At 48.1% G+C, this 25,895-nt stretch carries 23 protein-coding genes; 18 read left to right on the top strand and 5 right to left on the bottom strand.

From position 1 onward, the window contains the following. Positions 1–89 precede the first annotated feature (89 nt). Both ptsG and KNO92_RS03355 read left to right on the top strand, forming a co-directional pair. Complete coding sequence (ptsG, locus tag KNO92_RS03350) at positions 90–2,129, top strand: glucose-specific PTS transporter subunit IIBC (RefSeq protein ID WP_214693422.1); 2,040 nt, start codon at positions 90–92, stop codon at positions 2,127–2,129. Between the two features lie 127 nt (positions 2,130–2,256). Next, positions 2,257–3,090 carry an aldo/keto reductase gene (locus KNO92_RS03355; RefSeq protein ID WP_214693420.1) on the top strand — a complete coding sequence of 278 codons (834 nt, stop codon included), beginning with the start codon at positions 2,257–2,259 and terminating at the stop codon, positions 3,088–3,090. Between the two features lie 50 nt (positions 3,091–3,140). Here the strand turns inward: KNO92_RS03355 and ptsP are convergent, their stop codons facing one another. Then, positions 3,141–4,859: a phosphoenolpyruvate--protein phosphotransferase gene (gene ptsP / locus KNO92_RS03360; protein ID WP_074033510.1), complete on the bottom strand. Its 1,719-nt coding sequence runs from the start codon at positions 4,857–4,859 to the stop codon at positions 3,141–3,143. A 325-nt stretch (positions 4,860–5,184) separates the two neighbouring features. Between ptsP and KNO92_RS03365 the strand changes: the two genes are divergently transcribed. Beyond that, a complete protein-coding gene (locus KNO92_RS03365; protein ID WP_214693413.1) occupies positions 5,185–6,627 on the top strand; it encodes a leucyl aminopeptidase in 1,443 nt (480 codons plus the stop codon). Positions 6,628–6,759: 132 nt separating this feature from the next. Continuing rightward, on the top strand, positions 6,760–7,419 hold the full coding sequence (locus KNO92_RS03370; RefSeq protein ID WP_214693406.1) for a DUF429 domain-containing protein: 660 nt from the start codon (positions 6,760–6,762) through the stop codon (positions 7,417–7,419). Positions 7,420–7,429: 10 nt separating this feature from the next. On the opposite strand, the gene ytvI is transcribed toward KNO92_RS03370, so the two are convergent. After that, positions 7,430–8,563 (bottom strand): sporulation integral membrane protein YtvI, encoded by a 1,134-nt coding sequence (ytvI, locus tag KNO92_RS03375; RefSeq protein WP_214693404.1) that lies wholly within the window; start codon positions 8,561–8,563, stop codon positions 7,430–7,432. Between the two features lie 85 nt (positions 8,564–8,648). On the opposite strand from ytvI, the gene KNO92_RS03380 reads away from it, so the two are divergent. Together KNO92_RS03380 and KNO92_RS03385 are read left to right on the top strand one after the other, a co-directional pair. After that, positions 8,649–9,431, top strand: a complete 783-nt coding sequence (locus KNO92_RS03380; RefSeq protein ID WP_251126886.1) for a MazG nucleotide pyrophosphohydrolase domain-containing protein — start codon at positions 8,649–8,651, stop codon at positions 9,429–9,431. Positions 9,432–9,557: 126 nt separating this feature from the next. Beyond that, the gene (locus KNO92_RS03385; protein WP_214760117.1) at positions 9,558–11,471 is read left to right on the top strand and encodes an N-acetylmuramoyl-L-alanine amidase family protein; all 1,914 of its coding nucleotides are present in this window, start codon (positions 9,558–9,560) and stop codon (positions 11,469–11,471) included. Positions 11,472–11,574: 103 nt separating this feature from the next. Here KNO92_RS03385 and KNO92_RS03390 read toward each other — a convergent pair whose 3' ends face one another. Genes KNO92_RS03390 through KNO92_RS03400 form a run of 3 tightly spaced genes read right to left on the bottom strand, consistent with a single transcriptional unit; the run spans position 11,575 to position 15,368 of the window. Beyond that, positions 11,575–12,615: a ribonucleotide-diphosphate reductase subunit beta gene (locus tag KNO92_RS03390; RefSeq protein ID WP_074033504.1), complete on the bottom strand. Its 1,041-nt coding sequence runs from the start codon at positions 12,613–12,615 to the stop codon at positions 11,575–11,577. Further along, positions 12,572–13,078 (bottom strand): flavodoxin domain-containing protein, encoded by a 507-nt coding sequence (locus tag KNO92_RS03395; RefSeq protein ID WP_214693399.1) that lies wholly within the window; start codon positions 13,076–13,078, stop codon positions 12,572–12,574. The genes KNO92_RS03390 and KNO92_RS03395 overlap by 44 nt, the downstream gene beginning before the upstream one ends. Positions 13,079–13,127: 49 nt before the next feature. Further along, positions 13,128–15,368, bottom strand: a complete 2,241-nt coding sequence (locus KNO92_RS03400) for a ribonucleoside-diphosphate reductase subunit alpha (protein ID WP_214694010.1) — start codon at positions 15,366–15,368, stop codon at positions 13,128–13,130. Positions 15,369–15,913: 545 nt separating this feature from the next. On the opposite strand from KNO92_RS03400, the gene KNO92_RS03405 reads away from it, so the two are divergent. The 12 genes from KNO92_RS03405 to KNO92_RS03460 all read left to right on the top strand — a co-directional run bounded on the left by KNO92_RS03405 (position 15,914) and on the right by KNO92_RS03460 (position 25,883). Next, the gene (locus KNO92_RS03405) at positions 15,914–16,144 is read left to right on the top strand and encodes a DUF1871 family protein (protein ID WP_214693397.1); all 231 of its coding nucleotides are present in this window, start codon (positions 15,914–15,916) and stop codon (positions 16,142–16,144) included. A gap of 13 nt (positions 16,145–16,157) precedes the next feature. Next, positions 16,158–16,406: a NifU N-terminal domain-containing protein gene (locus tag KNO92_RS03410; protein WP_012726804.1), complete on the top strand. Its 249-nt coding sequence runs from the start codon at positions 16,158–16,160 to the stop codon at positions 16,404–16,406. Next, the gene (locus KNO92_RS03415; protein WP_214760119.1) at positions 16,403–17,203 is read left to right on the top strand and encodes a glycosyltransferase family 2 protein; all 801 of its coding nucleotides are present in this window, start codon (positions 16,403–16,405) and stop codon (positions 17,201–17,203) included. Before KNO92_RS03410 ends, KNO92_RS03415 begins: the two co-directional genes overlap by 4 nt. Positions 17,204–17,205: 2 nt before the next feature. Beyond that, on the top strand, positions 17,206–17,700 hold the full coding sequence (locus tag KNO92_RS03420) for an Lrp/AsnC family transcriptional regulator (RefSeq protein WP_074033499.1): 495 nt from the start codon (positions 17,206–17,208) through the stop codon (positions 17,698–17,700). After that, entirely contained in the window at positions 17,697–18,881 is a 1,185-nt protein-coding gene (locus tag KNO92_RS03425) for an aminotransferase (protein ID WP_214693393.1), read from the top strand. The genes KNO92_RS03420 and KNO92_RS03425 overlap by 4 nt, the downstream gene beginning before the upstream one ends. A 58-nt stretch (positions 18,882–18,939) precedes the next feature. Continuing rightward, positions 18,940–20,184: a lysine N(6)-hydroxylase/L-ornithine N(5)-oxygenase family protein gene (locus KNO92_RS03430; protein ID WP_214760120.1), complete on the top strand. Its 1,245-nt coding sequence runs from the start codon at positions 18,940–18,942 to the stop codon at positions 20,182–20,184. 197 nt (positions 20,185–20,381) lie between these two features. Next, complete coding sequence (gene yugI / locus KNO92_RS03435; RefSeq protein ID WP_074033496.1) at positions 20,382–20,774, top strand: S1 domain-containing post-transcriptional regulator GSP13; 393 nt, start codon at positions 20,382–20,384, stop codon at positions 20,772–20,774. 101 nt (positions 20,775–20,875) lie between these two features. Continuing rightward, positions 20,876–21,868 carry a Gfo/Idh/MocA family protein gene (locus KNO92_RS03440; RefSeq protein WP_214760121.1) on the top strand — a complete coding sequence of 331 codons (993 nt, stop codon included), beginning with the start codon at positions 20,876–20,878 and terminating at the stop codon, positions 21,866–21,868. Between the two features lie 74 nt (positions 21,869–21,942). After that, positions 21,943–23,106 carry an iron-containing alcohol dehydrogenase gene (locus KNO92_RS03445; protein ID WP_214693388.1) on the top strand — a complete coding sequence of 388 codons (1,164 nt, stop codon included), beginning with the start codon at positions 21,943–21,945 and terminating at the stop codon, positions 23,104–23,106. A 106-nt stretch (positions 23,107–23,212) separates the two neighbouring features. After that, positions 23,213–24,565 (top strand): glucose-6-phosphate isomerase, encoded by a 1,353-nt coding sequence (locus tag KNO92_RS03450; RefSeq protein WP_214693386.1) that lies wholly within the window; start codon positions 23,213–23,215, stop codon positions 24,563–24,565. Positions 24,566–24,664: 99 nt separating this feature from the next. Beyond that, entirely contained in the window at positions 24,665–25,138 is a 474-nt protein-coding gene (ytkD, locus tag KNO92_RS03455; protein WP_074033492.1) for an RNA deprotection pyrophosphohydrolase, read from the top strand. After that, on the top strand, positions 25,119–25,883 hold the full coding sequence (locus KNO92_RS03460) for an alpha/beta hydrolase family protein (RefSeq protein ID WP_214693384.1): 765 nt from the start codon (positions 25,119–25,121) through the stop codon (positions 25,881–25,883). The genes ytkD and KNO92_RS03460 overlap by 20 nt, the downstream gene beginning before the upstream one ends. The last annotated feature ends 12 nt before the right edge of the window (positions 25,884–25,895 follow it).

The following is a 25,895-nucleotide window of genomic DNA, read 5'->3' on the forward strand; positions in this document are numbered from 1 at the left end:
ACGGGGTTGGTCTTTTTCTTTTATATGAAACGGTTTCATCCAAACGTTAGAGGGAAAAAGTAAGTATTCTGACAAAGGAGGGAACCATGATGTGGAAGAAAGTGTTTGGCGTTTTACAACGGGTCGGGAAAGCACTCATGCTTCCGGTTGCGATCTTACCGGCAGCCGGTCTTCTCTTGGCGTTTGGTACCGCATTCCAAAACCCGGACCTTGTTGAATTGCTCCCGTTTCTGGCAAATGACTCACTTGTCCTGATTTGGCAAGTCATGACAGATGCCGGGGACATCGTCTTCGCAAACTTAGGGTTACTGTTTGCCGTCGGGGTCGCGATTGGCCTGGCGAACGGGGATGGGGTTGCTGGTCTAGCAGCCATTGTCGGTTATTTGATTATGAACAAAGTTATTAGCACGTGGAACGGGATTACCGCGGAAATCGCTCAAGGCGACCCGCAGTATGCGTCTGTTCTCGGTATCCCGACACTCCAAATGGGGGTATTCGGGGGTATCATCGCAGGTCTTGTTGCAGCTTATGCGTACAACAAGTATTTCAACATCAAGTTGCCAGATTTCTTAGGATTTTTTGCCGGGAAGCGGTTCGTCCCGATTGCGACGGCCGCATTCAGTTTGATTATCGGGATTGCGCTCGCGTATATATGGCCACCGATCGGGAATGCGATCAATACGTTCTCAAGTACGGTCATCGAGGCAAACGTTGCCTTATCAGCATTCATCTTTGGATTGGTAGAACGTTCCTTGATTCCGTTCGGTCTTCACCATATTTGGTATTCTCCGTTCTGGTTCCAATTCGGGGAATATACGAACCAAGCTGGTGATCTCGTACAAGGTGACCAACGGATCTTCTTCGCGCAACTACGTGACGGCGTCGAGTTCACAGCTGGTACGTACATGACCGGGAAATTCCCGTTCATGATGTTCGGGTTACCTGCTGCCTGTCTCGCCATGTTCCACACGGTTCCGAAAGAACGTCGGAAAGACGTCGAAGGTCTCTATTTCTCAGCTGCCCTCACGTCATTCTTAACAGGTATCACAGAACCAGTCGAGTTCTCATTCGTCTTCGTTGCACCACTTCTCTTTGGAATTCACGCTGTCTTTGCAGGTCTCTCCTTCATGACGATGCATCTACTGAACGTCAAGATCGGGATGACATTCTCTGGCGGTCTCATTGACTATCTTCTCTTCGGAGTCTTGCCGAACCGAACCGCCTGGTGGCTCGTCATTCCGGTCGGACTCGTCTTTGCGGTCATCTATTACTTCGGATTCCGTTTCGCCATTACGAAGTTTGACCTGAAAATCCCTGGACGTGACGTTCAGACCGGCGCGAAAGGGGACAAAGCCGGTATTGGGGACGACTTGCCATATGAAGTGCTCGTCGGACTCGGTGGTCCTGAAAACATTAAACATTTAGATGCCTGTATCACGCGACTTCGTGTTACGGTCAATGACGTCAAACAAGTCGACAAAGACCTCCTGAAAACACTTGGTGCTGCTGGTGTCCTTGAAGTAGGGGATAACATTCAGGCCATCTTTGGACCGAAGTCGGATACGCTCAAATCACAAATCGCGACCATCATCGAAGGTGGCGAGTATAAACCGAAAGAAAAAGTTGAAAAAGCGGTGATTACACCGGAAGCGGCTGAACAAGCTGATCATCGCTTCCTCGCTCCGATGTCGGGTGTATTGTTGTCACTCGATGATGTGCCAGATCAAGTCTTCTCTGGTCGGATGATGGGAGAAGGATTTGCGATTGAACCAAGTTCGGGTCAGGTCGTTTCGCCGGTGACGGGTCAAATCACGACATTCTTCCCAACGAAACATGCGATCGGTATCTTGGCTGACGATGGACGTGAACTACTGATTCATGTTGGTCTCGATACGGTCAATTTGAAAGGGGAAGGATTTACTGCGAAAGTAGAAGAAGGTGCTCGAGTCGAAGCGGGAGACGTACTTCTCGAAGTCGATCTCAATGCGATTCGAGATAAAGTACCTTCACTCATCACACCGATCATTTGGACGAACGGAGACGGAAAAGTCGTCGTCGTACCGTTCGGTGAGACGGTCGTCGCAGGTGAAGCGCTCGACTTTAGAGCCGATGACAGAGGTCCAGAGTAACCAAGTTTCACACGCCGCTCCAGTAATGGAGCGGCTCTTTTTGTATAGTTACTTCAATGTGCCTTATTCCGAAAAGTGAGAATCCCTTTTATAGTGAAGAAGAATTCTCACGAAAGAAGGGGTACAAATGAAACAATCTGTAGAGTTGAATCACGGTCAGAAAGCCATTCCTACCACCGGACTTGGCGTCTTCAAAGTAGAGGACGGGGATACGGTCATCGATGCTGTCGTGGAAGCGATTCGTCAAGGATACCGCCACATCGATACGGCAGCTGTTTATGAGAACGAGGAAGGTGTCGGAATCGGAATTCGAAAAGGAATGGAGATGGCGAATATTTCCCGGGATGATTTGTTCATCACCTCAAAACTTTGGAATGCCGATCAAGGGTATGAATCAGCCATCGCTGCGTATGAAGCTTCACTCGAACGCCTCGGCTTAGAACAATTGGATTTGTATTTGATTCATTGGCCGGTGGAAGACAAAATTGTTGACTCTTTTCGCGCCCTTGAACAATTGTATCGCGAAGGACGTGTCGGAGCGGTCGGAGTGAGCAACTTCCAGATTCATCACCTTGAGACATTGGCTGCAAATAGTGAACTCGTTCCAGCCGTGAATCAAGTCGAGCGGCATCCGTTGCTTCGACAAACGGAATTAGCATCGTATATGACTGAGCACGGCATTGTACCGGTTGCTTGGGCACCGCTCATGCAAGGTGGATTGTTCGAAGAGCCGACGTTAGTTAAAATCGCGAAAGAAGTGGAGCGTTCTGTCGCTCAAGTGATATTGCGTTGGCACCTTCAGACAGGATGGGTCATCATTCCGAAATCGGTCAAAGCGCATCGCATCGAAGAAAACTTCAGCTTGCTTGATTTTGTATTGAACGAAGATCAAATGGAACGAATTGATGCACTCGACCAGCATAAACGTGTCGGTCCAGACCCAGACGACTTCGATTTTTAAATAGGTATGTAAAAAAGTCCTTCTCTCGCTCGAGAGAAGGACTTTTGGTGTTATTTTTTGATGTCAAACTTTTCGCTAAGGAAGTTCACGACTTCTTCAGCTGTGTCCATGTTGAGGACTTCGTTGACGATCGATTCTGTTTCTGTCTTCGTCAAGCGCTTCACGAGGCTACGTGCACGGAGGACGCTTGAAGCTGACATCGAGAATTCATCGAGTCCAAGACCGAGAAGGATTGGAATCGCGAGCTCTTCTCCAGCCATCTCTCCACACATACCGACCCATTTGCCAGCTTTGTGTGCTTCTGTGATGACGTTATGGAGAAGGTTCAAGATGGCAGGGTTGAACGGTTGGTACAAGTAAGATACTTTTTCGTTCATGCGGTCAGCCGCCATCGTGTATTGAATCAAGTCGTTTGTACCGACTGAGAAGAAGTCGACTTCTTTTGCGAATTGTTTAGCCATGACAGCTGTTGATGGAATTTCAACCATCATCCCTGTTTCGTATTGACCGACTTCGATTCCTTCTTCTTTCAACTTCGCTTCTTCTTCAAGAAGAATAGCTTTCGCTGCGCGGAACTCCTCAAGTGTCGCAATCATTGGGAACATGATCGCGAGGTTACCGTGAGCTGATGCGCGGAGAAGGGCACGAAGTTGTGTGCGGAACAAATCTGTTTCCTCGAGGCAAAGGCGAATCGCACGATAGCCGAGGAACGGGTTCATCTCTTTCGGGAGGTCGAGGTAAGACAATTCTTTGTCGCCACCGATATCGAGTGTACGGATGACAACTTGCTTGCCTTCCATACCTTCAAGAACCGTTTTGTATGCTGTGTACTGCTCTTCTTCTGTCGGGAATGTTTCAGAGTCCATGTACAAGAACTCTGTACGATAAAGACCGATTGCATCTGAACCGTTTTTCAAGACGCCTTCTAAGTCGTTTGGCGTTCCGATGTTCGCTGCAAGCTTCACTTTATGACCGTCAGCAGTGACAGACTCTTCGTTGACGAGTTGCTTCAACTCTTCTTTGTAAGCTTCGAAATCAGCACGTTTGCCTTCGTACTCTTTGACGAGGTCTTCAGAAGGGTTGACGAACACGTCACCTTCCGTACCGTCGATGATGACGAGGTCACCGTTTTTGATTTCTTCAAGGGCCACTTTCGTACCAACGACCGCTGGAATTTCGAGTGAACGTGACATGATGGCAGAGTGTGATGTACGTCCACCGATGTTTGTCGCGAACCCTTTGACGTATTTACGGTTGAGTTGTGCCGTGTCTGAAGGCGTCAAGTCTTCAGCGATGATGATCACTTCTTCTGAGATCGATGCAGGTGTCACGAATGTCACCCCAAGAATGTGTGCCAAAACACGTTTTGTCACGTCACGAACGTCAGCTGCACGTTCGCGCATGTATTCGTTGTCCATCGATTCGAAAATCATGATCATTGTCTGTGCGACTTCATCAAGTGCTTTCGCAGCGTTCATGTTTTCGCTTTCAATTTTATCGTTCACTTGCGAAACGATTTCTGGGTCCTCAACGATTAAAAGGTGAGCTGAGAAAATCTCGGCTTTGTCTGGACCAAGTTCACGAAGCGTGTGCTCGCGGATTTCTTCAAGCTCCGTTTTAGATTGTGCGATTGCATCTTGGAAACGTGCCTTTTCTGCAGCGACATCTTCAATCTTGTGTGTTGGGATATCGAATGAAGGTGTCTCCATGACGAATGCTTTTGCAACTGCAATCCCTGCAGATGCACCAATACCTTTAATGTGTGACATAAGCGTAGTCCCTCTTTTCAAAGAAATAGTGTACTTTCCTGCCTCGTTACTTCATACCCGAAAAGAAAAAAGAATTAACGAGAACGAAGAAAGTTAAAGTAGCAACGGTCTACGACTAGGGGAAGCCTCGACCAGTCAAATTGGCCTCACTTCATGATGAAGAGAAGCCCGATTGCGTACTTTCTTATCCTATCATAAAATAAAACAACGTCACAACGAGGAGATAGCCCACGAATTCGAAGATTTCTTGACTCTTACGCATACTATTTCATTATTTTGGAGAAGTTCGCTATGCTTACCATATATAAAGAAGGGAAGTGGCAAGATGTATCAAATTGCTCAATTAAATTGGACAGATTCATATGACACGATGATTGTTGGAATCGGTGCGGCCGATTCAATCGACGAAGGGCTCGACACATTGTTCGGTGGACGAGTGAAAGCACTCATTCAATCAGGAGACCTTTCGACGAAAACAGGAGAAGTGACGTTATTGCCGACGTTCGCCGGGGAAACGGCACGCGTCTTGTTTGTCGGACTTGGACAACGAAACGACATCACGACAGAGAATGTACGGAACTGGTTCGGGAAAGTGGCGAAGCTCGTCCACGCGCGTGGATTGAAGGACGTTGCAGTCGCACTCGACACGTTTACAAACGACGCGGCTCGCATTTTCGCAGAAGCATTTGAAATGGCGACGTATGCTCATCCTACATACAAGTCAGAGCCGAAACAAACGGTCGAAGAGCCAAACATCACACTTCTTGGGGATGTGTCACAAGAAGACATCGATGCAGGTGTCGCTTATGGGAAAGGGGTCAATGTCGCCCGAACGTTGACGATGATGCCGGCTAATATTTTGACAGCAGAGACGTTGGCGGATTATGCGGTAGAATTAGCGAAACGCCATGATTTCAAATACCGAGTGTTAGAAAAAGAAGAAATGGAAGGGCTCGGAATGGGTGCACTCCTCGCCGTAAACCAAGGCTCGACGATCCCGCCGAAATTGATCGTGTTGGAATATCGTGGTGCAGAGGAAGAAGCTCCGATTGCGGTTGTCGGAAAAGGCGTCACGTTCGATACAGGTGGCTATTCAATCAAGCCGAAAGACGGCATCGTCGGAATGAAAGGCGATATGGGTGGTGCGGCTACTGTCCTTGGACTATTCGAGACACTCGGACGCACACGACCGAATAAAAACGTCATCGGAATCATCGGTGCAACAGACAACATGATTTCAGGCGATGCCTTCAAGCCGGATGATGTCATCACGGCGATGAACGGCAAAACGATCGAAGTACTCAACACAGATGCGGAAGGGCGCCTCGTTCTAGCGGATGCTGTTACGTTCGCGAAAACGTATGAGCCAACAGCAATCATCGATGTGGCTACACTTACAGGTGGTGTACTCGTCGCGCTCGGTACGGACGTGACGGGCTGTCTGACGAACGATGATACCCTCTATCGCTCACTCGAAGAAGCGAGTCGCGAGACGAATGAGCTCGTTTGGCAAATGCCATACTTTGATGTGTTCATCGACAAAGTGAGAAAATCAGAAGTAGCCGACTTGAACAACTCCCCAGGTCGTTTCGGGCATATGATTTTCGGTGGAGCATTTGTCGGCGAGTTTGTCGGCGATACACCGTGGCTTCACCTCGATATCGCAGGAACGAGCGAACGTGCGGCAGCGAACGACCTCGGCCCGAAAGGCCCGACTGGTGTCATGGTCCGAACGCTTGCACGGATGATTGAAACGTGGGAGCGCTAAGAGCGCTCCTCTTGATCGGTTTGGCGATTCTGTGTGGCTTTGCGTATACGGTTTGGCCGAACCGGATCTGGTTAGGATGTACAGTATTTTTCGCCGTGTTCGGCGTGTTGATGATGTTACAGGAGGTACGACATGGTAGGAGTAGGAATTGACGGCGCACGCGGAGGCTGGGTGCGCATCACATACGATAGCATTTCCTTATGTTTGACGATTTCAGAAACGCTAGAGGAGTTGCTCATTGACGGCGCAATGCATTTCGTGGACATGCCAAAAGATTTAGGGACGGTCGACCATCCGAGTCGAGTGTGTGACGCGTGGATGCGGAGCCAACTCGTCGAGCGGAAATCGTCCGTCTTTACCCCGCCGATTCAAGAAGTGCTTCATGAAAAGACATACGAGGAAGCGAACAAACAAAGTCGAATGTTGATCGATAAAGGGCTTAGCAAACAGGCTTGGCATTTGGTTCCGCGTATCCGTGAGTTCCAGCAGGTGTTAGCGGAGGACGTTTATGAATCTCACCCAGAAGTATGCTTCTCGGTCATGATGGGGCATGAGGCAAGTCATTCGAAAAAGACAGTCGAAGGGCAGGATGAACGAATCGAGTTACTTCGAAAATACTCGAAAAGCACTCCGTGGAAATGGAAAATGTCGAACGTCCAAATCGATGACATTATTGATGCTTGCATCTTAGCAGTAGCCGCCTATGAAGCGGGGACGAGTGGTCTTTCGTTACACCCGGCTGAAGCGAATGAGCCGAAAGTAGCTGTACCTCAAATGAAAGAAGAGCGATGAAATGTTGATTTCATCGCTCTTTTGCTGTCGTAGCGGTCGGACCGACGACGAACCGCCACATATAGTGAAAGACTTTGGCGTTGTATAAAGCCTTCAGCAGAACGGCGAGTACGGGACCTAAGATGAAGCCGAATACACCGAATAGTTTTAGACCGACGAAAATCGAAATGAGTGCGGCAAGCGGATTCAACCCGATGTGGGAACCAACAATCTTCGGTTCAGCCAAGTTTCGTTGAACGATGACGATGATGTATAGGACAATCAATCCGATGGCGACGAACCAATCGCCCGATACTGCGGCATAGGCGGCCCACGGAATGAGTAGTGTACCGACACCTAAATAAGGTAAAAGGTCGAAGAACCCTGCGAGTAAAGCGAATGAGAGCGGATTGTCGACTCGGAGAATGAACATACCGACCAGTACGATTCCGAAGGTGATGGAAATGAGCGTCAGTTGTGCTCGAACGTAACCGAATAAAGCGGACTTCAGGTTGATCATGACTTCCTCGAACTCTTTAAAACCTTTGCGTTTATTCAGGCGATTTAGAGACGTCACGTATGAGGGCCAGTCTTTTGTAATAAAGAACCAGGCGAGCACAATGACGACGACAAGCAGCAGGACGAGTGGGAGTGCTGCCAACATGCCTTGTAGGACACTTGCCACACCACGGGATAAAACACCGATTGCGGCCGCGAGTTGGACACCGAGCTCTGTGATGCCGCCTTCTAATGAAGTCGTCTGTCCAGGATTCAATTGTTGATAGCTCTCGTACGCATCGTTGACGAGTGGTGCAATCTTTTCGTTGAACAAGCGCTGGACATATTCAGTGAACGTTTGGATTTGTTCAGGAAGTCGCTCCGCTGCGATTGTCGCATAATGAATCAATTGGATGATGACGATGGTGATGATGCCGACGACGATACTGAGGACGATTAACAACGAGATTAGTGTCCCGAGCGCACGCGGCATGTTGGTTTTTCGTTCGAAAAAATTGACGAGTGGAACGGTCAAGAGAGATAAGAGTAGGGCAAACACGAAAGGATACGTATATTCGAAGAGGATGTTCAGTACCCATGTAATCAAAAATAAGCCGATTACGACAAGTACGAACCGAAGCAGTTGCCAAAGTCTTACCGAAGACATGAAAAACCCACCCTTTCCGGACAGTTAGATTGAGCATAGTATATCATGTAGACGGTAAATAAAGCAGAAAGATAGGTGAATGAACATGAGAGAGATTCAACAAAAAATTGATACGATGATTCTTCATTTGGGAGGCTACTGGAGACCGTTATCGGGGCTGGCACGATTGTTAGAAGAAGTAGGAGAAGTGGGAGGAGCGATGCGGAGAGGAACAGCGGAGGAGTTAAAAGAAGAACTGCTCGATGTGCTCGTCATTTCCACGTGTCTCGCGAACCAGTATGCCATTTCACTTCAACAACCAGAAGCGAATGTAAGAGAAGTGACGAAAGAACAGTTATATTTTCAAATCGTAGAAGAGGCCGGAGAAGTGGCGAGGATATTGAATGCTTACGAAGGAGATAAAAAGCTGAAGCCGAATCGCCAAGGAGAGTCGTTACAGCTGCATATCGAGCAACTGCAACGTGCTGTGATTTCTTTAGGGGAACAGTGCAACTATCAATTGTTTGACTCATTGTATGCATTGATTGATGAAAAATCCACACGTGACTTCGGGCGTTTTGATCATACACCGGATCCGATTACGGAAGCTTCCGTCAGAACCTATGTCACGTATCAGTCTGGACGCTATTGGGGTGGAATTGATCCTAAACCTTTTGAGCGATTTGACCGATATATGGAGAGAGAGAAACATGTAGAACGTTTTTTGAAAATTGCTCATATTGAGGGGCTTGATGGATTTGTGATTCAACAATCAAAAGATGGTCTTTTATATGAAGATGCTTATGAATATCGGATTCCTGAAACCTTTCATATTGTAGAAGAAACTTACGAAAATCATCAATTCTTAGTCATTAAACCCCAACAATAAAAACATTTACCTTTTTATCAAAAACATTCATCTTTTTTTCAAATATTTACTTTTTTTAAAAAAGCATTATGCTAATATGAAGTTGTTGTTAGTAGGAAATGCCGCTAGAAGAAAGGAATATTTTGGATGAAAATGAAGCTTGTAAAAATCGCACTCATCTTAACGGTTCTCTTATTTGGAATGCAACTTCCTTCAGTTGAAGCCGCAACGTACGATGGGGAGACGACTGTGAATTTGAATATTCGTTCAACACCAAGTTTGAGCGGGACAGTCGTCAAGACATTGCCGAAAGGCACGAAAGTGAAATACGGGACGTATAATCAGTCCTGGCATAAAGTGTATGTCGATAGTCGTACATATTATGCATCGGCTCAATACATCCGCAAACTTTCTTCTCCTTCGAGTTCGTTGACGACTCAGTCAGCAACTTCAACAGGTGTGACAACCGAAAACTTAAACATCCGTGTCACATCACATCGTGCAGCCAGCATTGTCACGACGTTGAAAAAAGGGACAGAAGTCAAGTATGCCGTTCATAACTCTTCATGGGCGAAAGTCTATTTGAACGGAAAGACATACTATGCTGCGAAGATGTACATTGCACCAAAACTGACAGATGCAACAGTGAACCGAACGGAAGGTTACGCAAACCGTGAAATGAAATTGTTTGCGATGCGGAGTCAAAGTTCGGTTGTGCAGAAGGTGTTACCGAAACATACAGTCGTCACTTCTAGCAAATACAACTCGAGCTGGTCGACCGTGTATATCGGGAGCGCGACATATTATACGCCGACAGCGTGGATTACGCCTGGATCGCTCAAGCCACAGATTGTCAAAGAAAATGGTTATGCAAACCGAGAATTAAAACTTTTCGTGATGCGAAGCCAAAGTTCTAGCGTAGCGAAAGTATTGTCAATCAATACTGCAGTCGTTTCAAGTAAGTACAATTCAAGTTGGTCGACCGTGTATATCGGGAATGCGACATATTATACACCGACAGCTTGGATCTCAACTTCTAAAACGGAAACACAACCACCTACAACAACGGAACCAAACGACGGATTGACTCAGGGATATGCTAACCGAAACGTCAACTTGTTCGGAAGAACGCATCAAAGTTCGCCAGTGCAACTTGTGCTTCCGAAATACACAGCTGTATCATACAAATCGTATAATGGAAGCTGGTCGACGGTTCACATCGGGTCGAAAGTCTACTACACGGCAAGCTCATGGTTGACTGCTGGGAAAGCTCCGGCTGAGCCTGAAGCGGCACCGAAAGGAACGGTATATATTAACACGCCAGGTGATGTGTTGAATGTTCGTTCTCAAGCGAGTCTTAACTCAAGCGTAGTAGGGAAACTCGATCATGGCACGGCTGTCGCTTATTATGGGACGGTAAATGGTTTCCACAAAATCAAATACAATGGAAAAGATGCTTACGTTTCTTCAGCTTTCGTCACAGCATCGAAACCGAGTGAATCTTCTGGAGCTGTCATCGTTCTTGATCCTGGACATGGCGGGAAAGACCCAGGGGCACTGAACGGTTCGCTCTATGAAAAGACGATTGTATTAGATGTATCACAACGTGTGGAAGCCTACCTTCGTTCGAAATACGGGTATACAGTTCGTCTGACACGTTCGACAGACGTTTACTTGACGCTTGATCAACGTGTCGCTGCAGCGAAGTCATTGCGTGGTGACTTGTTCGTCAGTATGCACGTCAACGCAGCAGGTTCATCAGCAGCAAAAGGATTGGAAACATTCTATTCGACACGTTCGGCTCACAGTGCACGTAGTAGCGTGTTGGCTACGAACATTCAAAGTAACCTAGTCGGGAAGATGAGTGGGATGTCAAACCGAGGTGTGAAGACGGCAAACTATTACGTCATCACGTATAATACGATGCCATCGGCTCTCGTTGAGCTCGGATTCATTTCTTCTCCAACGGATTTGACGTATCTTCGCAGTGACGCATCTCGCCAGCGTATGGCAGAGGGTGTTGCGGAAGGAATCGCTAAATACGTACAAACTTATCATTAATTCGAAAAACCTTAGACGAACGTGTCTAAGGTTTTTTGATGCATCAAAAAAAACCGAACCATATAAAAAACCGAACCATGTAAAGGTTCGGTTGAGAAGAATTTTACAAGTCGTCGAAACCGTTCGCGTCTGTCACTTTCGCATACGAACGCGATTTTTGTTCGAAGAAATCAGATTTTGTTGCGTTGAGCGAGTCGTCTGAGTATGCACGGATCCAAGGCATGACATCTTCGTCATATCCTTCGTACAAGTCGTTCAGACCGATTACACGTAAGCGTTTGTTTGCCAAGTATTTGACGTAGTCACGCATCTCACTGACGTCGAGTCCATCGAGGTCGCGAAGGACGTATTCACACCACTCGATCTCAAGGTCGACGGCCTCTGCCATCGTATCGTATACGAATTGGCTGAACTGTCCGTCCGCATCAATCTTTGGATTTTCAGTCAATACGGCACGGAGCAACTGGCTGATGAAGTAAGAATGTTGCATCTCGTCACGCTGAATATAACTGATCATCGTTGACGTCCCGACCATTTTTTGATGACGGGCCAAGTTATAGAAATAGGCGAAGCCAGAATAGAAGTTGATGCCTTCCAAAATGACCGAGGCTACAAGTGATTTTGCGAAATTCTCTGCGTTTGGCGTGTCGCGGAATTCTTCATATAAGTCCAGGATGAATTGGTTACGTTTCATGACCATCTCGTCGTCTTTCGCAATATCAAAGATGCGATTTTGTTCAGCGAGTGGGACAAGGCTTGATAAAACGTAACTATACGATTGATTGTGTACGACTTCCTGTTGCGCGATGACGGCAAGTACGGCGTGCACGGATGAGTCTGACGAGAACATTGACGACTCGAGGATATATCGTGTCTGGACAGAGTCGAGAATTGATAACAGCCCGATGATTCGCTTGAAGGCATCTTGTTCACGTTCAGTTAGTTGCGGCCACTGTTGCATGTCTTTCGACATCGAGATCTCATCTGGGATCCAAAAGTTTGAAAGCAATTGCTTATAAATCGTATAAAACTGAGGATATGCGATATCGTTCCAGTTCACGATTGAGCTTGTTTCGCCGCCGATGATGGCGGTTGCCCGGTTAGGATGTTTGGGCGACAATAATTTGATTTTCTGAATCGACATGATGCATGACTCCTTCTTCTACATTCTGAGCCATCCGTTCTGCCCAGTGCTGGACGTTGAACGGTTGGTTGCGAGGGGACTGCTCGATTTTAAGCAGTTCACCTGCGAGTGGGATTCCGTATTTTGAAAGGTGGTACGCCATCTCATCGACCGCTCGACAGAAGTGAACAAACATTTTGTCACCCGTTCCGAATACGGCTGCCTGACGAATCGGTACATTCAATTCTTTCAGTACGAGACGGAACGTGTCCTTCATTTCATCCGGCAAGATGCCATCTGCCCATGTGTAAGACCCGAAATAGACGAGGTCACACGATGCGAGAGACTGGGCTTCCCGGTATCCGACCCGATCTGCGTCGTAGCGGACAACGTGGTCACCACGATGATGGTGGGTCGACTCGATGAGCGTTGCCACTTCTTCTGTGTTTCCGCTCATCGAATGACAAATGATTGCAATGTTCATGTCGTTAACCACCTTTCACTAAAAACGGACTAATGATGAATCAAACAAGTTATGAGGCACAAGACTCACATTCATCTACTTCAACGGTCGTTGAACGTGTGTAATAAATCGATTTCATACCGAGAGACCAAGCTTCTAAGTGCATCGCGAGAAGCTCTGTCGCTTTCACATCGTTCTTCACGTACAAGTTGAAGCTGATTGCTTGGTCGATGTGACGTTGGCGCGATGCGTTTTGACGGATGCTCCATAGTTGATCGACTTCGAAAGCTGATTTGTAGAACCAGTTCGTCTCAGGTGTCAAATCTGGCACCGTGACCGGAATCTTGTAGTTTTTCTTCTCTTCTGAGTAGACTTTCTTATAGACCGGGTCAATCGACGCGGTACTACCCGCAATGATGGCGGTCGACGAGTTCGGTGCAACAGCCATCATATAGGCGTTACGGACACCGTTTTGGTGGACGGCTTCTGCAAGACCATCCCAATCCAAATCGTCGTGCGAGCGATAGTTCCGGCGCTTGAAGTATTCACCTGTATGCCATTCCGATCCTTCGAAGACGCCGAACGCGCCTTTCTCCTTCGCGAGCTCCATCGAAGCTTGGATCGTGAGGTAGGCAATCTTCTCGTAAAGTTTCTCCGCGTATTGAACGGCGTCGACCGATTCCCAGCGGATTCCCTCGAGGGCGAGCAAATGATGCCATCCGAATGTGCCGAGACCGACCGCGCGATACTTCTGGTTCGTGATCATCGCCTGTGGCACTTCAATGGTGTTCAAGTCGATGACGTTGTCGAGCATACGCATTTGAATCGGGATTAGGCGTTCGAGCACGTCCGCTTTCACCGCACGGGCGAGTGCGATTGAGCTCAAGTTACAGACGACGAAATCACCTGGTGTTTTCGTGATGACGATTTTTCCGTCTTGTGTGTACTCTTCTTCAATCGTCGTTGCCGACATGTTTTGTGCGATCTCTGAACAGAGGTTCGAGCTATAGATCATACCGGCGTGTTTGTTTGGGTTTGCCCGGTTCACGGCGTCACGGAAGAACATGTACGGCGTACCTGTCTCAAGCTGTGAGCGCATGTAACGCTTCACGAGGTCGATGGCAGGTACGGTCACGCGTGATAGCTCAGGCGTATTGACGCACTCCATGTATTTCTCTGTGAAGCTGCCGCCGTTCTCCGTTTCGTCGAAGTAGTCCTCAAGGCTATATCCCATCACCGTGCGAATTTCATGCGGGTCGAATAAGTGCCATTCACCGCGCGCTTCGACCGTACGCATGAAGAGGTCCGGTAAACAGACTCCCGTGAACAAATCATGTGTCCGAAGACGCTCGTCCCCGTTGTTCAACTTCGCATCTAAGAATTCGAAGATATCTTTATGCCAGATGTCTAGATATACGGCGATTGAACCTTGGCGCATGCCGAGTTGGTCGACAGAAACGGCCGTATTGTTCAATTGTTTCATCCAAGGAAGGGCGCCGCTCGAGACGCCTTTGAATCCTTTGATGTCACTTCCGCGTGAGCGAATTTTGCCGAGGTAGACACCGATTCCGCCACCACCTTTCGAAAGTGTCGCCACATCGGTGTTAGAGTCGTAGATGCCGCGAAGCGAGTCGTCGACTGTATCAATGAAGCAAGAGCTGAGCTGACCGTATGATTTACCAGCGTTCGATAACGTCGGTGTCGCGACGGTCATATAGAGGTTTGAGAGCGCCCAGTACGCTTCTTCGACGAGTTTGAGGCGTGTTTTCTCATCCTCTTTTTGCATGAGGGTCATCGCGATGACCATGAAGCGCTCTTGTGGAAGCTCGTATAAATTCTTCACATGATCGCGGCCGAGGTAACGGTCCGATAACGTGCGAAGTCCGATGTAGGTGAAGAGACGGTCGCGAGACGGGTCAATCAATGTCTCGAGGTGGTCCATATCTTCTTTTGAATACGTATCAATTAGTGCTGAAGTGAAGATGCGTTTTGATGTCAACGTCTCGATCAAGTGATGAAAGTTGCCGTAGCGCATCGACGCATCATAGCCACGATTGCGTGCCGCCTCGAGATACAGACGGTTCAGATACATCTCAGTCGCCACGAACGTCCAGTCCGGCTCTTCGGCTTTCAACATATCGAGCGCATGCATCGTCAATAAGTCATATACTACATCTTGTGTCAGCGTCTTCGTCTCGAGCGCCCGAATCGCGCGTTCCTCGTAACGCTGTACACTTAAATGAGGATACCGTGTTTGGATAGATTGAATAAGAGAAGAAACATCAGCAAGCGTTGGTGCCGCTGGTAGCATCGTCTCGTGGTGGATAGGGGATGTCAAAATCGATCACTCCTTTAATAGATGTAGACGTTATGAAAGTATAATAAGAACTTCCTAACCTGTCACAATAATGTGTCAACGACCAAAATAGCTGTTAACTATATATTGACACATTTTAATCTTTTTAATCATAAAACACCTATATTTAGTTTTTCAATCCTTGACATTCGCGAATGTGTGAGTCGCTCTTTTGCTTTTGTTCGAAAAGGGCTTCATGACCCAATTTGAGACAGAGAAATGAGATGAAAAATTTTTATGAATTCTAATTGCACAGTTTCTCACAAAAAATGAATTCGATTTCATCTTCTAAGAAGGATTGTTTAAACCTCTATGTAGGCACGAATGTATTGTATTTGACGCCGCTTATCAAAATACCTGCCTGAATCAATCGATACTAGATATAGTGTTCCAATAAATCGTGATGGGCGAATCAATTTGTCAAGGCTGGTATCCGAACAAAAAGTAAGGTAGATTGATGAGGTAGGACATGGATTTCAACGAAAAGAAGGGTTTAACAAGTGCGTACAGAAGACTTATTATTAACATGGGACCCGCTCGGTTATGGAACAGGTTCATACGGACCAGAGTTCGATGAGGTGATGGTGGCATTAACCTATGTCGAATCTTCAGAACAATTGACCGATGTGATTCGCCGTACGCTTCTTGAAGCGTTCGATGAGTGTCCCCCTGAAGAAGAAATCATAAAGATGGCGCAGCAACTATTCGCGTCGTCATCTTGCCAACTATAAGGAGGAAGAATTAATGTTACGAATTGATCCAACACCAAACCCGAATGCTATGAAAGTCACACTTCCAGAAAACGTATTCGGCGCAAAAAGCCAAAGTGTGAAAGCAGGAGAAGCGACAGATCAGCCGCTCCTTGCGAAACTTGTCGAGATTGAAGGTGTCGAGAGTGTATTCGCATACGGCGACTTCGTAACCGTTTCAAAAGAGAATGGCGTGAGTTGGGAAGCAATCCTTCCACACGTTGAGACGGCATATCGCGGATGAACCCGACTGTCTCAATCGTCATTCCAGCGTATAAGCGCGAAACGGAATTGACGGAGCTGCTTGAAAGCTTAACGGTCCAAACGTTTCAGCAGTTCGAAGTCTTGGTCATGAATAATGAAGGGCCGCCAAAACAGCATATTTTGGCGCCTTTTTTGAATCAATTGGATGTGCGTGTCATTGAAGTCGGGGAGAACCATCACGTCCGTGCGCGGAATCGTGGCGTACTCGAAGCAAAAGGTGACGTCATCTTACTGTTAGACGATGATGATTTGCTTATGCCGACTCACCTCGAGGACGGTTTGCACGATCTTCAAGAAGCGGACTTCGTCTATACGGATGCCGAGCTATTCCGTTTTACATGGGAAGGCGGTCGTCGAGTAGTGACGAACTGGGAACCGTTCGCATATGACTTCGACCGTGAGCGGATGCGAAAGGACTCGACGTTCATCCCGTCCGGTACGATGTATCGCAAATCAATCCATGACACAATCGGTCTCTTCGATGAAGATGTCTATAATTATTGGGACTGGGATTTCTTCTTGAGGGTCATGAAGACGTTCACCGTGTCCCATCCCGCTCGAGCGACGGTTCTCTACGCATTCAACGGGACGGACAACTTATCGGCAAAACAAGACGAAACGAGACGTCGTTATTTTGACCGCTTTTGTCAGAAACATGGGCTGACAAACATGGGGATGAAGAATTTCCATATGGTCCAAGAGGAACGACGTCCATACGTGAGACAGACAGAGAGAACGTTCACAGGCGTGCTACCTGGTCGGACGGAAGGAGAATAAGTATGTATTCATCAAAAGAACTTGAACTATTAGAGTTGTTAGAAGAAAAGGGCTATTTGGAGACGAAGATGTTAGCTGATTTGTTGGCGCTCGATGAAGAGACGATTGAGTCGATGCTCGAGAAGTTCAAACAAGATGGGATTTTGCTTGGTTTCCGAGCGATGGTCAATTGGCAAAAAATCAACCGGCATGATGTCACGGCGTTTATCGATGTCAAAGTTGCGCCGAAACGAGGACGTGGATTTGATGATGTGGCAGAGCGTATTTATCGCTTCCCGGAAGTGACGGCCCTTTATTTGATGTCAGGTGCCTACGATCTCCAAGTCGTCATTCAAGCGAGCTCGCTCCAAGATGTGGCTTCGTTTGTCTCTGATAAGTTGTCACCGCTTGACTCGGTCTTGTCGACGACGACACACTTCAAATTGAAGACGTACAAGCACGACGGGATTTTGTTCACCCCACAAACTGAAGACAAGCGGTTGAACATCACGCCATGAAGTCATTATCCAATCAAGTTGTCTCGATGAAACCATCGGGCATCCGCCGCTTCTTTGATTTGGCGCAGACGATGGAAAATGTGGTTTCTCTCGGGGTGGGAGAACCGGATTTCATCACGCCTTGGAACGTACGAGAAGCGAGTTATGTTGCACTCGAACAAGGATATACGGCGTATAGTGCCAATGCAGGACTCATCGAATTACGAGAAGAGATTGCTACTTATATGAAAGAACGATTTTCAGTCAAATACGATCCGTCATCGGAATTGATTGTGACGACAGGTGCCTCACAGGCGCTCGATATCGCATTCCGTGCCCTCCTGAACCCAGGAGATGAAGTCATCGTCGTCGAACCTGCCTTCGTATCTTACGGACCGCTCATCGAGATGGCGGGTGGGAAAGTTGTGCCTGTCGCCTGTCGTCCTGAAAAGGGTTTTCGCCTTGACCGCGATGATGTCGAGCGCGTCATCACCGAGCGGACGAAGGCGATTCTCCTCTGCTTCCCGTCCAACCCGACGGGAGCGACGATGAACGCCGACGAGCTCGCGCAAATCGCAGAACTTGCGACCAAGTATGACCTTTGGGTTGTCAGTGACGAGATTTATGCAGAACTTTGCTATGACGAGCCGTTCACGAGTTTCGCGACACTTCACGATATGCGAGACCGGACAATCGTCATCAATGGTTTCTCAAAAGCGTTCGCGATGACGGGATGGCGCCTCGGTTTCACTTGTGCCCCTGAAGTCGTGACGCGGGAAATGTTGAAGGTGCATCAATATGGCATGATGTGTGCACCGACGCTCGTTCAATTCGGCGGACTCGAGGCACTTCGTTCACGTCATCAACACGTACCGAACATGGTGAAGAGCTATCGTCAACGTCGGAACTATTTCATTCAGGCGCTGAATGAGGCAGGTCTCCAGACACACGTGCCGGGTGGAGCTTTCTATGCCTTCCCGTCGATTCGACACACGGGGTTGACGAGTGAAGAATTTGCGGAACGTCTCTTGCTTGAAGAACGGGTCGCCGTCGTCCCAGGGAACGCCTTCGGTGAGAGTGGGGAAGGGTTCGTGCGAGCGAGCTATGCGACGTCGCTCGAACAGTTACAAGAAGCGATTCGACGCATCCATCGATTCATGCAGCAATTCGAAGTCACAGTAGTCAAGGACTCTCATTCGTGAGGGTCTTTTGCCGTTTTAGCGATATAATGAAAGGGAAAAGACGGGCGAGGTGAAGAAAATGAAACAAGTTGACTTTGTTGCAATCGGATGTGGGCCGTATAATCTTGGATTAATGGCTCTCGCTGAAAAAACATCATTACGCGGGATTTGCTTTGAAAAGCGGAAGGAAATGATGTGGCATGAAGGGATGCTCATTGAAGGGATGACGATGCAAACACATTACTTACAAGATCTCGTCACGCTCGCGGATCCGACCAATCCATCGAGTTTCTTGAACTACTTGAGTGAGATGGGGCGTCTCCAGACGTTCATCACGCAAGAACAAGATAAGATTCCTCGGACGGAATACAATCGATATTTGCGTTGGGTCGCAGAACAGCTGTCGACCATCTACTTCAATCACGAGGTGACAGATGTGTTGGTCGAGGAAAATGGTTTTCTCGTGACGGTCGAATCAAACGGTGAAACGACTCAAGTTCAAGCTACACATGTTGTTCTTGGAACTGGGGCAGAACCGTTTGTACCAGAAGGTTTTGAACAAGTGATCCATACGAGCGAGTATTTGACCTATCGGGACGTCCTTCGAGATCGTTATCGCGTCGCGGTCGTCGGCAGTGGACAGAGTGCGGCAGAAGTGTTTCTCGATTTATTCCGTGAAGCGACGGATGAACAACGTGTCGACTGGATCACACGTTCTGATCATTTCGAGTCGCTTGAAGCAGGAAAGCTCGGGGAAGAGATTTTTAGTGTGGACTATGTCGAATATTTTCATGGTTTGTCTTACGAAGCACGTCAAAAATTGCTTCAATCATTTGAACGTTTCCGCCATGGCGTCAACCCTGAGACGATGACGGCGATTTATGAGGCGCTCTATCACCGGACTGCAGAAGGTAAGCCGAAGCGAGCAGAGATGCTGACGCAAGTCGAGGTGGAATCCATTTCCTATGACTGGTTGAAACATCGCTTGAAAGGGACGCAACGATATACAAACGAAGCGGTCGAAAAGGAGTATGACCTTGTTGTCGTGGCAACCGGATATCGTCCAGTCATTCCGGCGTGGGTCGAGAAGCTCCCGATTGTCTGGGAAGCAGAGAGTGAGTGGGCTGTTCATGATACGTACGAAGTGGTCATGAGCGAATCAATAAAAGGGAAACTATTCACGCACACGAATTTGGAGCATTCCCACGGACCCGCTGCGACGAATCTAGGGATGGCCGTCTATCGAAATGCGGTGATGTTGAACGAAATGGCTGGAGAAACGGTCTATCCGATTCGCCATCAAAAGCCGTTCACGACCTTTTGAACAAAAAAAGGGCTAGGCGAGTCGCCTAGCGGAATCAGGGGGGAATACTTGAAGTCTTGCTTGATTTGTATTTACCCCGCGCTTCGACTTTAAAACATATCAACACGTCAAAAATAATCTTTTTTACTAATTTGTACACTTTATCGAAAAAAGTATGTTATAGTAAGTTGATGAATTTAGCATAGGAGTTGTTTGTAATGGCAAAATACGAAAAAGATCAAGTATTAACAGGTAAAGTAACAGGAATTCAACCTTTCGGTGCTTTCGTAGCACTCGATGACGAGACTCAAGGTCTTGTACACATTTCAGAAATCTCACACGACTACGTAAAAGACGTAAACGATTACGTTCAAGTTGGTCAAGAAGTTGAAGTGAAAATCCTTGAAGTGGACGAAGCTTCTAAAAAGATCAAGCTTTCAATGAAAGCGACTCAAGAAGCTCCAAAACGCGAGAAGTCTGCGAAGCCAGCTCGTCGTGCGCCACGCCGCAACGAAGCATCTTCAAACTTCAAGCAAGAAGAAGCTCCAGGATTCACAGTCCTCAAAGACAAACTTGAAGACTGGATCAAAAACACAAACTTCAAGAAGTAAGTGTTCCAAGGTGACCCGTTCTAAACGGGTCACCTTTTTTGTGTTTTACAGGAATCGATGGGGCTTATGACGAAACTGTAATTCGAATAGGGGGAGATTAGATGAAGATTGGCATCATTGGAACGGGCGGGATTGCGACGAGTGCTCACATTCCGAATTATGTAAAAGCAGGGGTGGATGTGGTAGCGGTCATGAACCGCACACGGGCGAACGGTGAACGTGTCGCACGTCAGTTTAACATCCCAAACGTCTATGAAACGGTCGAAGAGATGCTCACGCACGAACAGCTCGATGCGGTCAGCATCTGTACGCCGAACGCCTTACATAAAGAGCAAGTGCTTCTTGCACTAGAAGCGGGATGCCATGTGCTTTGTGAGAAGCCTCCTGGCATATCGGAAAATGAAGCGGTGGAGATGTTAGAAGCAGCGAAACGAGCGGGAAAGACGCTCCATTATGGATTTCATTATCGGCATCGTGCCGACACGGTTCTCCTAAAACGGATGATTGACGCAGGAGAGATGGGGGACATCTATGCGGCAACGGCACTTGCCCTTCGCCGACGCGGCATTCCTGGATGGGGCGTGTTTACGAACAAAGAGCTTCAGGGTGGAGGGGCACTACTCGATATCGGCGTCCATATGTTAGATCTCGCGCTTCACTTGATGGATTATCCGGAACCGAAAGAGGTTGTCGGTCACGTCGGACAATATTTAGGGAACCGTCCGGGTGTAGGCTTGATGGGCAAATGGGACCATGAATCGCTGTCTGTCGAAGACACGGCGAGAGCGATGATCACCTTCGATACTGGTGCTTCTTTGTTGCTCGACGTCAGTTACATGGCCAATGTCGAAGCAGAAGATACGATGCGTGTCGAGTGCCGTGGAACGAGCGCCGGGGCAAGTCTATTCCCGCTCACGCTCCATACTGAAAAACATGGGGCACTGTTTGACGAACGACCTGCCTATTTGACTGAATATGATCCGTATGAACGTCAAATTCAGCTGTTTCTCGAAGCGTGCCGAAAGGAACCGAACTATCGGCAAGCAGAGGAAGCGGTCATACTCCATCGCATCATCGATCGCATTTACGCATAAGCACGATACTTTTCATTCTTTGAAAACAGGGTATATAGTGTACGTGTTACATATTTCTACGAGGAGGATGAATCATGCACAACTTTGAATACAAAAATCCGACGAAACTGATCTTCGGTACACATCAGGTCGAAACATTATCGAAAGAACTTGACGCGCTCGACGCGAAGAAAGTGATGCTCGTCTATGGTGGCGGAAGCATCAAAAAGAACGGAACGTACGATGAAGTCGTGGCTGAGCTTGAAAAGGCAGGCATCTCATATGTAGACTTCTCTGGCGTCGAACCGAACCCGCGTATTGAGACAGTACGTCGTGCGGTCAAATTTGCACGTGAAGAAAATATCGATGCGTTGCTCGCAGTCGGCGGAGGTTCCGTCATCGACTGTACGAAACTGATTTCAGCAGCGATTCCTTATGAAGGGGATGCATGGGACATCGTGCTCCGTGAACATATCCCGACAGAGGCGGTACCATTTGGGACGGTCCTCACACTCGCGGCAACAGGATCAGAAATGAACTCAGGATCGGTTATCACAAACTGGGAAACACAAGAGAAGTTCGGTTGGGGTCACCCACTCGTCTTCCCAACATTCTCAATCCTTGACCCACGTTATACAGTCTCGGTTCCAAAAGACCAGACGATTTACGGTATTGTCGACATGATGAGCCACTGTTTCGAACAATACTTCCACCCGAACCATGCGCCGGTACAGGAACGCATGACAGAAGGTGTCTTGAAAGCAGTCGTTGAATCGGCACCGAAACTCGTGAACGATTTGGAAAACGTCGATTTACGTGCCATCATCTTGTTCTCAGGTACGATGGCGTTGAACGGCGTCCTTCAAATGGGTGCTGCTGGGGACTGGGCATCGCACAACATCGAGCACGCAGTATCGGCTGTCCACGATATCCCGCACGCTGGTGGTCTCGCGATCCTCTTCCCACGTTGGATGGAGCATGTATTGGATGAAGACAATGCTGCCCGTTTCGCCCGACTCGGTACGGAAGTATTCGATGTGGAACCAGGTGAAAACGACTTGGAGACTGGAAAACGTACAATCGAGGCGATTCGTGCATTCTTCGACCAACTCGGTGCACCAAACTCACTCCGTGACTACGATATCGATGAGTCGACATTCGATGCGATTCTCGATTCTGCGATGAAACGTGGCGCATTCGGTCGTTTCCGTACACTCGAACGTGAAGATGTCGCGCACATCCTTGAACTCAGCAAATAAGGCAATTTATTGCCTATTTTGCAATAATGATTGAACGAATCTAGCGTTTCCGTTTATGATGGGTCATGTATGGCTCTTTTACGAGCGATTTAAAGGAGGAAATGACATGTCAACTGTACGTTTCGATTATTCAAACGCGCTCTCATTCGTAGGGAAGCACGAAATCGACCAAATGCAAGAAACGGTAAAAACCCTTCACTCGGTGATTCACGAGCGGAGCGGTGCCGGAAGTGATTTTCTTGGGTGGGTCGATCTTCCGACCGAATACGATCAAGACGAGTTCGCACGAATCAAAGCTGCGGCGGAACGAATTCGCGAGAATTCAGACGTTCTCGTCGTCGTCGGAATCGGAGGATCTTACCTCGGTGCCCGTGCAGCGATCGAAATGCTTCAACATTCGTTCTTCAACGTATTGTCAAAAGAAGAGCGCAAGGCACCACAAGTATTCTATGCGGGCCACAATATCTCTTCAACGTATATGAGAGAGTTGCTTCAAGTACTTGAAGGCAAAGACGTCTCAATCAACGTCATCTCAAAATCAGGAACGACGACAGAACCTGCGATTGCATTCCGTGTCCTCAAGCAGTTCATGGAAGATAAGTATGGTCAAGAGGGAGCGCGTGAGCGGATCTATGCAACGACAGACCGTGCCCGTGGTGCACTCAAGACACTTGCGGACGCAGAAGGATACGAGACGTTCGTGATTCCAGATGATGTCGGTGGACGTTTCTCAGTCCTCACGCCAGTCGGACTTCTTCCGATTGCCGCTGCAGGAATTGATATCGATGCGTTGATGGAAGGGGCACGCGACGCACAAAACGCCTACAGCTCACCAGAATTGGCTGAAAACGAAGCGTATCAGTATGCGGTCGTACGTAACGCCCTTTACGCGAAAGGCAAATCGATTGAGATGCTCGTCAACTATGAGCCAGCTCTTCACTATGTGTCAGAATGGTGGAAACAGCTTTACGGTGAATCAGAAGGAAAAGACAACAAAGGGATCTTCCCGGCGGCTGTCGACTTCTCGACGGATCTCCACTCGATGGGGCAATACATCCAAGAAGGTCGTCGTGACTTGTTCGAGACGGTCATTCGTGTGAAAGAAGTCCGTCACTCGATGAACGTCCCAGAAGACGCTCAAGATTTGGACGGTTTGAACTTCCTCGCAGGCGAAACGATTCAGTTCGTGAACGACAAGGCGACAGAAGGAACACTCCTCGCACACACTGACGGCGATGTACCGAACTTGGTCGTCGAATTGCCAGAGATGACACCGTATCACCTCGGTTACTTGTTCTACTTCTTCGAAAAAGCATGTGCGATGAGCGGATACATCCTCGGGGTGAACCCGTTTAACCAGCCAGGCGTCGAAGCATACAAAGCGAACATGTTCGCGTTACTCGGAAAACCAGGGTATGAAGAACAAAAAGCAGAGCTCGAAAAACGTTTGAATCAATAAGAAAACGAATCGGTCCGCGCGTCGGACCGATTTTTTTGTTTGAAACTGGGTGAAGACAAGGTAAAGTGAGAGTAGACAGGGGAAAGAAAGGGATGGACTATGAAGACATTCAAGGATTACTATCATAATCAAGTCGAGTTAAGCTTCACCCATTATCCGTTCTCAGACACGCCGCTCCACGTCTGGGTCGTCGCCCGATATGAAGACAAGTGGGTATTGACGAAGCATAAACAGCGCGGACTCGAGTTTCCAGGAGGGAAAGTCGAGCCAGGAGAACACGAGGACGATGCCGCCATCCGGGAAGTGTATGAAGAGACCGGTGGAGTCGTCAAAACGTTACGATATTTGGGACAGTACCGTGTGTTAGGTAGAGGTGATACGGTCATCAAAAACATTTATTATGCGGAGATTGAGCGATTCGAGGATCATCCCGCCATTGACGAGACAGATGGGGCTGTCCTGATCGATGCCTTGCCGGATAACTTATTGCGCAATCCACGCTACAGCTTCATGATGAAAGACCGTGTCCTACCAGAAACGATGAGGGTTCTCTATGATCAAAAACTGGTTTGACCGAATCGATGTGTTACCACCTTATGCGGGTTACCGGGTAACGCGAGGATGGTACACGACGACAGATGGGGAAGAGGTCGTAGCGTATTCGATTGAGCCGAAACGTTCAAACGGCCAAGTGTTGATGTACTTACGAGGAGGAACGGCGCGAATCGGGGATGTCCGTTTACCTCGTCTCATGCAGTTTGCATCGCGTGGCTTTCATGTCGTCGCCCCGGTCTATCGTGGCAATCACGGAGGGACGGGAAAAGAAGATTTTGGAGGAGAAGACTTAGAAGACGTGCTCTCGCTATTCGACCGTGTCCACATGAGCGGGCGACCAATCCACGTCCTCGGCTTTTCAAGAGGGGGCATGATGGCCCTCTCGCTCGCTTCTGAACGACCGGTCACGACGGTTACTTCATGGGCTGGCGTGACAAACCTCGAGTGGACGTATGAAGAACAGCGTTCGATGCGGAAGATGTTGCGTCGGATGACGGGTGGGGACCCCGAATCCGCAGAATCTGCGTATGTCGACCGTTCTCCGCTTTACAAGGAATGGGTCGCCCCGACACTGCTCATCCACGGTACGGACGATGAACAAGTTCGCTTACGTCATGCGACGGCCGTCGCTGAGAAATTAGGAGAACAGGCAGAGTTTTGGGTGCTCCCGTTCGGTCACCAGCTCCCGTTTTGGGATAAATGGGAGACGACCGAACAAGCGATGGATTGGATGTTGCGACAGGAAAAAGCACTGACTCGATAAAAAAATCGAGTC

The sequence above is a fragment of the Exiguobacterium sp. s129 genome (genome assembly GCF_018617585.1).
GTDB classification, from domain to species: Bacteria; Bacillota; Bacilli; order Exiguobacteriales; family Exiguobacteriaceae; genus Exiguobacterium; species Exiguobacterium aestuarii_A.